At 45.6% G+C, this 13916-nt stretch carries 13 protein-coding genes; 7 read left to right on the top strand and 6 right to left on the bottom strand.

What is annotated here, in order from left to right:
* Positions 1-86: 86 nt before the first annotated feature.
* Positions 87-1532, bottom strand: coding sequence for a regulatory iron-sulfur-containing complex subunit RicT (gene ricT, locus WC615_RS18875; protein WP_372979622.1), 1446 nt, complete (start codon positions 1530-1532; stop codon positions 87-89).
* Positions 1533-1535: 3 nt separating this feature from the next.
* Positions 1536-2681 carry an ATP-binding protein gene (locus tag WC615_RS18870; RefSeq protein WP_372979621.1) on the bottom strand — a complete coding sequence of 382 codons (1146 nt, stop codon included), beginning with the start codon at positions 2679-2681 and terminating at the stop codon, positions 1536-1538.
* Positions 2682-2829: 148 nt separating this feature from the next.
* Here WC615_RS18870 and ruvX point away from each other — a divergent pair, with 148 nt between their 5' ends.
* From ruvX to WC615_RS18835, 7 genes are all read left to right on the top strand, one after another.
* Positions 2830-3240 (top strand): Holliday junction resolvase RuvX, encoded by a 411-nt coding sequence (gene ruvX, locus WC615_RS18865; protein WP_372979620.1) that lies wholly within the window; start codon positions 2830-2832, stop codon positions 3238-3240.
* A gap of 78 nt (positions 3241-3318) precedes the next feature.
* Positions 3319-3957, top strand: coding sequence for an O-methyltransferase (locus WC615_RS18860; RefSeq protein ID WP_372979619.1), 639 nt, complete (start codon positions 3319-3321; stop codon positions 3955-3957).
* 2 nt (positions 3958-3959) lie between these two features.
* A complete protein-coding gene (locus tag WC615_RS18855) occupies positions 3960-4511 on the top strand; it encodes a glycoside hydrolase family 73 protein (protein ID WP_372979618.1) in 552 nt (183 codons plus the stop codon).
* A 45-nt stretch (positions 4512-4556) separates the two neighbouring features.
* Positions 4557-5387: a glucosaminidase domain-containing protein gene (locus WC615_RS18850; protein WP_372979617.1), complete on the top strand. Its 831-nt coding sequence runs from the start codon at positions 4557-4559 to the stop codon at positions 5385-5387.
* A gap of 62 nt (positions 5388-5449) precedes the next feature.
* Positions 5450-6205 (top strand): hypothetical protein, encoded by a 756-nt coding sequence (locus WC615_RS18845; RefSeq protein WP_372979616.1) that lies wholly within the window; start codon positions 5450-5452, stop codon positions 6203-6205.
* Entirely contained in the window at positions 6184-6513 is a 330-nt protein-coding gene (locus tag WC615_RS18840; protein ID WP_372979615.1) for a hypothetical protein, read from the top strand. The genes WC615_RS18845 and WC615_RS18840 overlap by 22 nt, the downstream gene beginning before the upstream one ends.
* A 44-nt stretch (positions 6514-6557) precedes the next feature.
* Positions 6558-7577, top strand: coding sequence for a DUF3078 domain-containing protein (locus tag WC615_RS18835; protein ID WP_372979614.1), 1020 nt, complete (start codon positions 6558-6560; stop codon positions 7575-7577).
* 163 nt (positions 7578-7740) lie between these two features.
* On the opposite strand, the gene WC615_RS18830 is transcribed toward WC615_RS18835, so the two are convergent.
* The 4 genes from WC615_RS18830 to WC615_RS18815 form a co-directional block, all read right to left on the bottom strand.
* Complete coding sequence (locus WC615_RS18830; protein ID WP_372979613.1) at positions 7741-8280, bottom strand: hypothetical protein; 540 nt, start codon at positions 8278-8280, stop codon at positions 7741-7743.
* A gap of 77 nt (positions 8281-8357) precedes the next feature.
* Positions 8358-9686, bottom strand: a complete 1329-nt coding sequence (ffh, locus tag WC615_RS18825) for a signal recognition particle protein (RefSeq protein ID WP_372979612.1) — start codon at positions 9684-9686, stop codon at positions 8358-8360.
* 131 nt (positions 9687-9817) lie between these two features.
* Positions 9818-10984 carry a hypothetical protein gene (locus WC615_RS18820; protein WP_372979611.1) on the bottom strand — a complete coding sequence of 389 codons (1167 nt, stop codon included), beginning with the start codon at positions 10982-10984 and terminating at the stop codon, positions 9818-9820.
* 468 nt (positions 10985-11452) lie between these two features.
* The gene (locus WC615_RS18815; protein ID WP_372979610.1) at positions 11453-13720 is read right to left on the bottom strand and encodes a Tex family protein; all 2268 of its coding nucleotides are present in this window, start codon (positions 13718-13720) and stop codon (positions 11453-11455) included.
* Positions 13721-13916 lie beyond the last annotated feature (196 nt).

The raw sequence follows: 13916 nt of genomic DNA, 5'->3' as shown, positions 1-13916 counted from the left end.
ATAATTGCATTTGGGTCGGTGCAGCCCTGCGCTGTAAAAAGCACAAGGGCTGTTAATCCGTAAAAAACAAATTTAAACGCATTCATTTACTCAGACTTGGGCGGATTATCGTTTCGTGGTTGATTGTTATTTGGCCGGCGGTTATTGTTGCGCCTGTTGTTATTGCCCTGCGGACGATTGCCACCGCCCCCCTCTGGCCTTGGCCCTGCCTGCTGCCCATCTGGGCGATTACCGCCTTGCTGGTGTTGCTGGCGGTTGCCCTGCGGTCGATTGCCGCCTTCCGGGCGCTGTCCCTCGGGCTTGTTGCCGCCACCCTGCTGGTGTTGCTGGCGGTTGCCTTCTGGCCTTGGCCCGGCTTGTTGCCCGTCCGGGCGGCCACCGCCCTGGTTACGATTGCGGCTTTTGTTTTTGTTTTTATTGCGGTTGTTGTTTTGGTTACGGCGCTCGTCAAGGCGGGTAAGGCTATCCTGGCCCACAACGTTCTCGTAATCCAGTACTTTTACCGGTTTGGTCTCTATTTCAACAACTTCGCCCAAGTCGGCAGGGATAATGCCTTCGCGGTTTTGTTGTTGAATTTCTTTAACCTTGGCAATTGGCATCGGCACCCAGGCTTCCTCGCGCGGGTAGCTAAACCACATGATCTTTTTAAAGATATCGGTCTTTTGCAGGCGGGCATCACCTTTTTCAGTCCTCAGTACGTTTACATTATCAGGGATATGCTTAAGCGCATCCATGTAAGTATCCAGCTCATAGTTAAGGCAGCATTTTAACTTACCGCATTGGCCGGCAAGCTTTAAGGTGTTTAACGATAAGTTTTGGTAACGCGCGGCAGAGGTAGAAACGGTTTTAAAATCGGTTAACCAGGTGCTGCAGCAAAGTTCGCGGCCGCATGAGCCTATACCGCCAAGGCGGCTTGCTTCCTGGCGCATACCAATCTGGCGCATTTCGATACGTATACGGAAACTCTCGGCCATTTTTTTGATCAGCTCCCTAAAATCAACCCGGCCTTCGGCCGTATAATAAAAGGTTGCCTTAGTTTTATCGCCCTGGTAATCTACATCACTTATCTTCATAGATAAGTTTAGCTCCAATGCCAGCGTGCGAGATTTATGCATGGTTTCCCATTCCATATCCTTGGCAAGCTTCCACTTATCTACATCGGCAACAGTAGCACGGCGATAGATCTTTTTAACAACATCGGCTTCTTTTACGTGGCGCTTGGTCATTTGCATGCGCACCAGTTCGCCGGTTATAGAAACGTGGCCAATATCATAACCGCCGGTAGTAGTTTCCACCGCTACCAGGTCGCCCGCTTCCAGGTAAATATTGTCGTTATTATGATAAAACTCCTTACGCGAACCCTTGAATTTTACTTCGATTATTGAGTAAGGTTTATAGTTAGTTGGCATATCCATATGTGATAGCCAATCGTGTACATCTAATTTGCTGCAACCATTTGTAAGGCATGAGCCATTACTTTTGCAGCCTGCAGGCGAACAACCGCCGCCTGTTGAGCAACTTCCGCATCCCATAATTTAATTCGGTATATAATGAGTCCCCGTAGGGGTAATTTTAAAACTTAGTACTTTTATAATTTGTAAAGATACGTCTAAAAACAAGATTTTAGGGTTAGCATTACGTTCTATATGATAATGAGCTTTTTCCAGCTCGGTTATAATGGCCTGCGCCATGGCATTATTGATCACCGCCGACATCTTTTTTGCCGTTTCCAGCTCCTGTTCGGGCAGTTTCACTATTCTATCGGCCCCCGCTCTCAGCAGGCAGCACTCGCGGATAAAACTGGTGCCATAACGTAAAAAATTCTTTTGGTTTTCACGGCCCATTTTTGATGCCTGGTCAACAAACCGCAATACATCAAGACCTTTGTTGCCAAAACATAAACGCAACCAGTCAACAAAAAGGGTGTGGTAGCTTTTGGTATCGTGTTGCAGCATGCCCAGCGCTTCGGTCATGTTGCCGTTACTGAGGTAGGCGATTTCTGAGGCTGCGGTTTCTGTTTGATGGTGCTTGTTTACCAGTTCACCTTTAATATCCTCGTAGTTTAAACAAGGTATCTTGATCAGCTGCGTGCGCGACAGGATAGTGTTCAATATCTGGTCCTGGTTTTGGGCCACAAGCAAAAACAGCGTATTGGGCTGCGGCTCCTCAATTACTTTAAGCAGGGCGTTGCCCTCCTTATCCAAATACTCGGGCAGCCAAAGAATGAGGATCTTGTAAACCGATTCGAACGGTTTAAAGCTCAACTTTTTGATGATCTGGTGGCACTCGGCAATGTTGATGTTGGCCTGCTTGTTATCCGCATCCAGATACCCGCGCCAAATATCAAGACTTAAATATGGGTTGGTCGTAAAGGCATCGCGCCATTGCTCAATAAAGGTAAGCGCGGTATCATCCTTATGTTTAGCGAAGAAGGGGTATGAAAAATGCAAATCGGGGTGCATCAGTTTTTGATACTTCCGGCATGATGAACACACACCGCATGAATCATCGGGTTGCTTATCCTCGCACGATAGATATTGGGCGTAAGCAACCGCAAGGGCCAAACCGCCCGCACCTTCGGGGCCTAAAAACAATTGTGCGTGGCTTACCCTGTTCTCGTTTACCGAGTTGATGAGCCTTTGCTTAATTGCCTCCTGTCCGATGATATCTTTAAACTGCATTTGGTGCAAGGTAAAAATTAGATGTGAGATTTTAGATATGAGATTTGAGACAACCGGGGGATTGGCCTATCTTTGAATGAAATAAGCGTTAAATTTTCGCTATGCGACATCTCATATCTCATATCTCACATCTCACATCTACGAAGCCATGCGCATAATGGCTTTTGATTACGGAACCAAGCGCATCGGCATAGCGGTTACCGACCCGATGCAGATCATTGCGACCGGGCTGGATACCATCCACCCGCTAAAAATTATCGATTATCTGAAAAAATACCTGCAAACCGAGCAGGTAGAGCGTTTTGTACTTGGTGAGCCCAAGCAAATGGATAATACTCCATCGCAATCGGCCATGCATGTTAAGGGCTTTGCCAACCTGCTCAAAAAAACCTTTCCCGAGATCCCGGTAGAGCTTTTTGATGAGCGCTTTACCTCAAAAATGGCATCGGCTACCATCGCGCAAAGCGGCATGGGCAAAAAAGCAAGGCAGAATAAAGAATTGGTAGATACAATATCGGCAGTGATACTTTTACAATCCTGGATGAGTAAATCGTTTTGAACCATGATTTTCCCCATGCGTCATTACCCGGATAACGTGGCGGAGACCATTAAAAATAAATTCCTTACCTTTGCGGCCATGGAAATCCTTGATCCGGCCTTACAGGCCTACCTTGATAACCATTGCGACCCTGAACCCGAGGCGTTGCAAAAAATAAACCGGGATACTTACCTGAAGGTGCTGAAACCGCATATGCTATCAGGGCATTACCAGGGCCGGGTGCTGAGTATGCTCAGCAAAATGATACAACCTAAACTTATTTTAGAGATAGGCACCTTTACCGGGTACTCGGCCGTTTGTTTGGCAGAAGGATTGGAAGAAGGGGGCATACTACACACCATTGAAGTGAACCGCGAGTTTGAAGAAATGCTTAACTCACATTTCAAATCAACAAATGTGGATAAAAAAGTAAAGCTTCATTTTGGCGCAGCAGAGGCTGTAATAGCTGATTTAGAGCTTACTAACATCGACTTAGTATTTATTGATGCGGATAAACGAAATAATTTTAAGTACTTTGAGTTAATAATTGATAAAGTAAGGCCAGGAGGCTTAATAATAATTGATAACGTTTTGTGGAAAGGAAAGGTGTTTGGCGCCGAAAAAGATGCCGATACCCAAAACATCCGCAAACTAAATGAACTAATAACCGTTAACACACAGGTTGAAAAATTTATTCTACCCGTGCGTGATGGCCTATTGATCATCAGAAAAAAATAATTATGAAGAAACTCTTAACTATTACACTGCTTTCAGTTTCCCTTTTCATTGCTTCTACATCGGCCGTTTCGGCCCAAAGCGCTGCACAATCATACATAGAGAAGTTCAAAGATAATGCCATTCGTATAATGCACGAAACCGGGGTGCCGGCAAGTATCATATTGGGGGTTGCCATGCATGAGAGCGCCAGCGGGAAAAGCGCTATAGCCAAGAACCTTAACAACCAGTTTGGTGTAAAAGGCGGCGGCGGCGCAGTGTACTATAAAAACAACAAAAAAGTCCGCTCATCATACAAACGCTACGATAGCGTAATGGATTCTTTTAAAGATTTTGCCCGCATCATGACAGAGCGCAAGCAGTTTAGCCACCTGCTTGATAAGTTTTCTACCTCAGATTACAAAGGATGGGCAAAAGGCATTCAACGTGGCGGCTACGCCAGCAGTAAAAAATGGGCTGCCCAGGTTTTGGGTATCATCAATAAATACGACCTTAACGACTTTGATGATGATGCCGCACCCGACAGCACCAAAAGAGAATTAGCCAACAACCAGTAATAATTATATTTTTAACCTTAAGTTTGGCTAAAATAAGCTAAATGCATGCGTAGGATATATACATTATTAGTCACTGTTTTACTATTCACATCGTGCTCGGCGCATAAAAATGCCATCAGCACCAGTAAGGCCCGCAAAAACAATAAAGCCATACAAAAGCGTAACCGCGAATCTATAGCGGCGCATAAAGACCTTACCTCCCTTGAGTACATAGAGCGCTTTAAGGCCATTGCCATACAGGAAATGAACAGCTACGGCATACCCGCAAGTATTACGCTGGCACAGGGCCTGTTTGAAAGCGGGAGCGGCAACAGCGATCTTGCTAAATTTGCCAACAACCATTTTGGTATAAAATGCGGCAGCACCTGGACGGGCGAAAGCTATTATAAGAACGATGATAACGAGAACGATTGTTTTAGGGTGTACAACAACCCCGAGGAGTCATTCCGCGACCACTCCGAGTTTTTAAAGAAAAAAAATTATGCCCGGCTTTTTGAACTGGATAAGAATGATTTTAACGGATGGGCCTATGGCTTAAAGGCCTGTGGCTATGCCACCAACCCTAAGTACCCCCAGTTGCTGCTGAACATCATTACCAAGTACCAGCTTGACCAATATGACCGCCCGGAAGGCGAAATAGCTAAAATAAAACGCGAAGACCGGGTGCTGGGCGAAATAAACCAAACAGTTAATCAGCCGCAACAGGATAGCATAACCAAAACCACGCCCGACGATAAAATATACACCGTAAAACAGGGCGACACACTATACAATATTTCTAAACGTTTTGGTATCACGGTTGATGACCTTAAAGAGCTTAATAAGCTGCCCGATACCGGGATTAAAATAGGCCAGAAACTTGTTGTTGTGAAATAGTGTGTTAAAGATTGTTAAAGTATAAATTATCCCTCCCCAAACCAGTAGCTTTAAACTTTGTAATGAAGTTATGGCCCACCCTTTTTTTAAGCATTGTATGCGGATCTGTTTTTGCACAGCAAAAGGAGGTTACGGGTATTGTATTTGATAAGGATAGCAAAGCGCGTGTTGCCAAGGTTAATGTGCAGAACATAACATCAGGCAAGGGGGTATACAATAACTTTAAAGGAGAGTTTACCATAGGCGCCAGCCCCGGCGATGTGCTCGTTTTTAGCAAACCCGACCATCATAGCGACACCCTTACGGTAAAAAACTACGCCGCACTGGCGGTTTATATGAAACCAATGGCGATACAGCTGCAGCAGGTAACTATACGTGATAGTTTTTTGACACCTCAACGCCGGCTGGCAAACACACAGCGCGAGTTTAGCAAGATCTATGGATCGGCCTATAACACCGACCTGCTCAATGTGGGATCGGGCGGGGTTGGCTTTAGTATTGATGCGCTGTACAGCGCATTTAGCAAAAGTGGCCGCAATGCCGAAAAGCTGCGCGGGCTGATAGATGCCGAATATCGGCAAAGCATTATAGATTATCGCTTTAACAAAGCCTTTGTACAGGGTATAACGCGCCTGGAAGAGCCAAAACTAACCGATTTTATGCAAAAATACCGCCCCGGCTATTACCTTGTTACTACCGCCGGCGATTACGAGTTTATTGCCTATATAAAAGCCAATTTAAAGCGCTATCTGCGTCGCCCATGGGCTTATGGGCTTGCGCCTTTACCACAGGTTAAATGGGAGCCGGAAACAAAATAATAGTAGCGCCCTTTTTAAAGGTAAACGCAATGGCATTATTCCCCTTTATACTGATCAGGGATAAACGGATGGCTGATGACGTGATGCTAATAAACCACGAGCGCATCCATTTGCGGCAGCAGGCCGAGCTGCTTGTGATACCGTTTTACGTGTTATATCTGCTCAACTACCTGCTTAACCTGCTTGTTTATCGCAACCATCATAAAGCCTATATGCATATTGTATTTGAGCGCGAGGCTTACGCCAACGAAGCCAACACCGCATACCTTAAACATAGAAAATGGCAGGCGTGGGGTAGCTATTTTTAATTAAATCAAGGAAATAACAGATTTTTGCTTTTTATTTGTAGTATATGTTGAAAACCAGTATCAGGCTATTTTTCTTACTGTCATTCACAGTTGCATTATCAGCAAACGCGCAAACTACCGATACCGTTAAAAAAGATACGGTTAAAATAGACACCACCAAACTTAATAATTACCGCATTCAAACAAAAAAGAATGCCATACCGGTGCCGCCAACCCCATTGCAAATACAACAGGAGCTGATACCGGTAACCATGCTTGATTATAAGATAAGCTACTGGCGCAAGTTTGTAACCTTTGGGCTGAATTTTAACCAGGCGGCATTTAGTAATAACTACGCTGCCGGGGGCGTTTCCTCAATTGCCATAGGTTCTACCTTTATTTACCGGTTGGAATATAATAAGGCCCCGTTCAGTTATGTATCAGAACTTAACCTGCAATACGGTAAATCAAAAAACAAAGGGCAATCATCCCGTAAAACAAACGATCGTATTTTTTGGGATAACAAAATAGCAACCCAAATGTCCAAACATTGGTTCTTCTTCGGATCATTAACGTTTGAGTCGCAGTTTGACAAAGGGTACCAGTACGATGCCAACAACCAGGTACCACCAGTGCTGATCTCAAACTTTATGGCGCCGGGTTACATTACCGAGTCGATAGGTTTTGAGTATAAGCCAACCACCTATTTCGATTTGCGTTTAGGTACAGGAACAGCCCGCCAGACTTTTGTTTTGGATGATGATGTGCGCAAGGTACAATCATACGGTGTTGATACCGCTAATGGCAAAAGCGTGCGTAACGATATCGCATTTCAGATAGTAGGTATCTTTGATAAAGACATCGCCAAAAACATGCACCTGAATGCACGTTACGAAATGTTTATACCCTATGGCCAGCCCATCAGCTATACCCGCCACCGCATGGATGCGGTATTATCGGCAAAAGTTAACCGCCTCATCAACGTATCTATAAACGGCACCTTACTATTTGATAAAAACACAGGGATAAAAGATGTACAGGGTACTGAGGGGCTTTCCCTTGGGGTGTTGTATAAGTTCCCGTAAAAAGAAAATAGCCGGGCTTTATCTGCTTACCCCGGTAGCCCTTATTACCAGTTGATTTGGCCGGTGAGGGAGATCCATTGGTTTATTGAGTTCAAATACAATAGGAATCTCACATTCAACAGCCATCGGCTTTCCTTTTAAAATTGCCGGCACCCATGCGCCATTATTTTGTTTCATAATGCGTAACACTTCCTCTTGCTAATGCGGGATAACGTACACCCCTAAGCAGATTATTTGCAAAGTTTACCATGCCATTTATATAAATGGGCTTTCTGTCGAACACGGTATCGGCAGAGGGTATGAGTGCTTTGAATTTTTGTACGGTATCAATAGTGGCGGGTATATACGCCAGTAACTCCTGCTTTGTAAAATCGTATTTTAGACGTTCAAAACCACGGGTATAACCCACCCAAATGCCTACCTTTTTGTCGGCGGTGTAGTAACCCTCTGCAACCAGTAGGTCCCTGTAATAATATTTCCAGACGCCATCTTTAAGGTTGTTATGATAATATCCCTCTGTTGAGTTCCCGCTTCCTGGTCCCGGAAATTGTTTAAATGCACCCTCTTTAATATTTTTAACACTATCAGATACTGTAAAAACCTCTTTTAAGCCAAGGTCTTTATTGTAGTATTCTATTTGTTTGGTTTGGGCCTTTACACCAACAGATATTAAAAGGAAAAGTGCAAGCAGTTTAGGTTTCATAAAATAAAGATACGCTGATGGCTACCAATAAAAAAGCCCCGATATAAATATCAGGGCTTAAAGTTTTATAGTGGGCTTTACATCTTCGGCATGCGTCGCATCATGCTGGCCATGGCTGCGGGGTTACTCATTTGCTTCATCACCTTACGCATATCGTCAAACTGTTTCATCAGTCGGTTAACCTCTTGTATATCGGTGCCCGCGCCTTTAGCAATGCGATTACGGCGGCTTGGGTTGATCAGGTCGGGGTTTTCCTTCTCCTTTGGTGTCATAGAGTTGATGATGGCTTCGATGCCTTTAAAAGCGTCGTCACTAACCTCTACGTCCTTCATCATTTTACCAACGCCCGGTATCATGCCCATCAGATCTTTCATGTTCCCCATTTTTTTGATCTGTTGGATCTGGCTGTAAAAATCGTTAAAGTCGAATTTGTTCTTGCGGATCTTCTTTTGCAGCTCGGCAGCCTCCTTCTCGTCAAACTGCTGTTGCGCGCGCTCAACAAGGGAAACCACATCACCCATGCCCAAAATCCTTGATGCCATACGATCCGGGTGGAAAACATCAAGTGCTTCCATCTTCTCGCCGGTACCAATAAATTTGATTGGCTTGTTCACAACCGATTTAATGGATAGGGCGGCACCACCACGGGTATCACCATCCAATTTGGTTAAAACAACGCCGGTAAAGTCAAGCCTGTCATTAAACACCTTGGCGGTATTCACGGCATCCTGACCGGTCATCGAATCCACAACAAACAATATCTCATGCGGTTGTACAGCCGCTTTAACCTGCTCTATCTCCACCATCATGGCCTCATCAATAGCTAAACGGCCGGCGGTATCAATAATAACCACGTTGTGGCCATTCTGCTTAGCCAGGGCAATACCCTCGCGTGCAATAGCTACCGGGTCTTTTGATTCCAGGTTGGCATAAACCGGTACGCCAATCTGCTGGCCCAAAACCTGTAACTGGTCTATCGCCGCAGGGCGGTAAATATCATCGGCAACCAATAATGGCTTTTTGCCTTTTTGTGTTTTTAAGTAGTTAGCCAGCTTGCCGGTAAAGGTTGTTTTACCCGCACCGTTCAAACCCGCAATCAGGATGATGGTTGGCGATGCCTTTAAGTCCAGGTCGGCAGTGGTGCCGCCCATCAACTCGGTAAGCTCGTCGTTCATCAGCTTGGTTAAAAGCTGCCCCGGCGAAATTGAGGTCAATACGTTTTCGCCCAATGCCTTTTGCCTCACATCATCTGTAAAGGTTTTGGCCGTTTTATAGTTAACGTCGGCATCCAGAAGGGCTTTGCGTATCTCCTTCATGGTTTCGGCCACGTTTATCTCAGTAATTGATCCCTGACCCTTCAGTACTTTAAACGCCCTGTCGAGTTTATCCGATAAATTTTCAAACATTATAAATTCCTAATTTTTGAGTTTGCAAAGTTAAGATTTTGAAGCGATTTGGCTAATATATATGAAAATGAGATGGATGGCGTGTTTGTGGCTTTAGGAGACTCTGCCGGGGCTTCCTAAAATCGACCAAACTATTTTGCCGCCTTTATCAACCCCCCAACTTTCAGAGTAAAATTAGCTTTGGTAATCCCGGTTAACCGTTCAAGTGCTTTAAAATAATTATCATCGCCTTTTTCTTTTTTACCGCAGCTAAGTAATTCCATCACCGCCGGGAACCCCTTTTCTTTTTTGAGCTGTTGGATAATAAGCGCGTTGATAACGTAGGAGATCTTCAGGATCTTAGCTTCGTTATTAAAGTTTGTGCCATCGGTGTAAAGGGTTAACCAATCGGCATTGGGATTTTGGCTAACATAGGTGTTGAATTTTGTGATGATTTGCTGCCAGGTAAGGCCCCAGCTGCCGCCATATAAATAAGCCGCGCCTTCATCAACCGGGCGATTGATCACATCGGGCGAAAGCACTGTGCGCAGGCGGTCGTGAAAAAGATCATGCGGATCAAAACGATGCTGTTCGGCTCCCCACCCGTTAATGATAAGGCTGGTACCTCCTTCGTTGGCGGTTAGGTTATTATCCTTGATACCCGCATAATCGGCTTTGTAATCTATTCCCAGTAATTGCTGCGCTTCTGCAAAATTATCGCAGTAGTATTGTATAATGGGCGCGTTTGCCTGTAGTTTTTTATCATAAAGGGTAACCGTTTTTTGGAATGCTTTGGCGTCAGTGGTATTAAGAGTATCCTTAAAACGGAAGGTGATGTTGCCGAGCGTTTTTGTTTTCCAGCCGACGGTGTTTTGATTTAATGGCGAGCAGAAAAGGAATTTTCCGCCCTGTTGTTTAGCAATCAGCTTAAAGCTTGCCTTTATAACCGGTGTCCCTTCTGCAACGCCAATGTATGCGAGTTGTACCAGGTAGTTATCGCGCTGTTTTACAATATTGACAAGGTATGGCTTGTAAAAGTTTTTATCGCGCAGTTGGGCGTTTTGTTCCATGCCCCTCATCTCGTCAACCAGGGCCGATGTGGTTAACAGTTCGGTTGGCAGGATAAATACATTCTGTTTGTTGGGGTTCTCAATTTGACCCCGCAGGCTATTCAGCGAGGTTATTATTTGTGTAACGGCCGTATCCTTCGGCAGCGTAATATTGGGAGCAATGAGGATTCCGCTATTCTGCCCATAGGATGAGCCTGAAACAAACGAGAGCAAAAATGCGATTAAGACTATAGCTGAAATTCTGCTCATGTATAATAGGTTTAGACAGGCAAGATATAAAATTCACCCAACAACCACACCGCTAACATTAACGCCTGTTACCAATATTTAACACAAGGGCCTGTAACGTTTACGCCACTGTAAGTTTGGCCTGGAAACAAGCGGCATAGAGCGGTACCAACGTGGGCAACCCAAATTATTACAACAACTTTAAAGACACCTACAACTTGCCGCAGAACAATAATTTTTCGGTTAAAGTGCTGTATATATCGATTTTCAAAGTTTAAGGAAACATCATAAGTGGTAGTCGGCTTTGTCGGTCTGAGCCCGTTGAAGATTTGTATAAGCGATGGTTCGACAAGCTCACCATGACATAATTGTTTGCATCTCTTAGCGTCTTTGCGAGAAAAACCTCACGCAAAGACGCTAAGACGCAATCTTTTTAGTGCCGAATGCGCGCCTTATTTTTGGAAAGATCCCGGAATAGACCTCAAGCGTTTACTTGAATTTGTTCTTCAACGCCGCCAATTTGCTCATCATATCCATTTCCGGCACTGGTTCGGGCCTGTTTTGTTTTGATGGATAGGCTTTTTGGACCGGTTTATTTTCGCGCGGTTTAAAGGCCGCTGGTTCGCGTTTCTCGTTTTCTTTCATCGATAGCGAAATGCGTTTGCGGTTTGCGTCAACTTCTGTAACTGTTACCTCAACCTTTTGATGCACTTTCAAAACCTCGTTAGGGTCTTTAATAAAGCGGTTAGTTATCTGGCTCAGATGCACCAGGCCATCCTGGTGAACGCCGATATCTACAAAGGCGCCAAAGTTGGTAATATTGGTTACAATGCCCGGCAGTTTCATGCCTACCTTCAAATCGTTAATGGCGTTAACACCCTCGGTAAAGCTAAAGGCCTCGAATTGCTCACGCGGGTCGCGGCCGGGTTTGGCCAGCTCGGCCATGATATCGTTTAGCGTTGGTAAACCAACCGTTTCCGACGTATACTTTTGCAACGGGATAGATTTGCGTAGGTTGCTGTCGCGCATCAGGTCCTGCACGGTGCATTTCAGGTCTTTGGCCATCTGCTCAACCAGTGTATAACGCTCAGGGTGAACAGAGCTGCTGTCCAATGGGTTTTCCGCTCCGCGGATGCGTAAAAATCCAGCCGCCTGTTCATAGGCTTTATCGCCAAGGCGGGCAACTTTCTTCAACTGGTCGCGGCGTTTAAAAGCGCCGTTTTGGTTGCGGTATTCCACAATGTTTTGCGCCAGCTGCGGGCCAAGGCCCGATACATAAGCCAGGATTTGCTTAGATGCTGTATTCAGTTCCACGCCCACTGCGTTCACGCAACTCATAACGGTGTCATCCAACGAGGTTTGTAACTTGTTTTGATCAACATCGTGCTGATACTGGCCAACGCCGATAGATTTTGGGTCTATCTTCACAAGCTCGGCCAAGGGGTCCATCAAGCGGCGACCAATAGATACGGCGCCCCTTACGGTAATGTCCTTATCCGGGAACTCCTCGCGGGCAACATCGGATGCGGAATAGATGGATGCCCCGCTTTCATTCACCATAACGATGGTTGCGTCCGGCAGGTTCAGGTTACGTACAAACAATTCTGTTTCGCGGCCTGCGGTACCGTTGCCAATAGCGATGGCCTCGATCTTGTATCTTTCAAAAAGGTGCTGTACTGTTTTCTCGGCCTCTTTAGCCTGCCCTGCACCGGTATGCGGGTAAATGGCGGTGTTCTCTAATAGCTGGCCCTGTTCATCCAAACAAACCAGCTTACAGCCGGTACGGAAACCCGGGTCGATAGCCATAATGCGCTTTTGACCAAGCGGCGCGCCAAGCAATAGTTGGCGGGCGTTCTCAGCAAATACACGGATAGCTTCCTCGTCGGCCTTCTTTTTGGTTAACAGGCGGATCTCTGTTTCCATAGATGGTTTAAGCAGGCGCTTGTAACCATCGGCAATAGCCTGCCCAACCTGTGTTGCTGCCGCGTTGCGGGAAGTGATAAACTCACGCTCTAATAAAGCAATGGCGTCTTCTTCGGTAGGTTTGATATCCAGGTAAAGGATCTCTTCCTTTTCGCCTCGGCGCATGGCCAGGATGCGATGCGAGGGTGCCGATTTAACCGGCTCTGTCCACTCAAAATAATCTTTGTATTTAATGCCCTCTTCCTCTTTACCGGGCGCTACTTTCGATTCAAAAACGCCTTTTTCGGTAAACAGTTGGCGCATTTTCGCCCTTGTTTCAGCATGCTCGCTAATGTGCTCGGCAATAATGTCACGGGCACCGGCTAAAGCCTCTTCTATGTTGTTAACACCTTTTTCTTCGTCAATATATTTACCGGCTTCCAGCTCAATATCAAAACTCTTTTGGCCCAAAACGGCATCGGCCAGTGGCTGTAAACCTTTTTCTCGGGCTGCCGTGGCGCGGGTTTTGCGTTTGGGGCGATATGGCAGGTAAATATCCTCCAGCAGCACCATGGTTTCGGCAGCGTTGATCTGCTTTTCCAGTTCGGTGGTAAGCTTGCCCATATCCGTCAGCGATTTTAGGATGGCCTCGCGGCGCTTATCCAGATCGCGCAGTTGCTGCACGCGGTCGCGGATAGCGGCTACCTGTACTTCATCAAGGCTGCCGGTGGCTTCCTTACGGTAACGTGATATGAACGGTACGGTTGCGCCCTCATCAAGCAGGGCTATGGTTGCGCTTACCTGTTTGCTGCCGACAGCAAGTTCCTGCGCTATTTTAATATTGTATTGTTCCATTTGTAATGCCGGCTAAACCGGGAATGCGAAGTTGGCACTCTTTAGGGAGAAATCAAACGGATATTTTTCAACGGCACCCCGCTTGTCATCCTATGTTTGTGTATGAGATGTTTAAAACAAGAATAAGAATAATTTTATAGGAGAAGAAAAAGGATAAGGAGAAAGATTACGTATTGTCATTGGCTGAAGGAAGCCG

Origin of the sequence: Mucilaginibacter sp. (genome assembly GCF_041663085.1) — a bacterium.
Taxonomy (GTDB): domain Bacteria; phylum Bacteroidota; class Bacteroidia; order Sphingobacteriales; family Sphingobacteriaceae; genus Mucilaginibacter.
The sequence above is the reverse complement of the archived record's forward strand: the minus strand, read 5'-3'. Positions and strand labels throughout refer to the sequence as shown.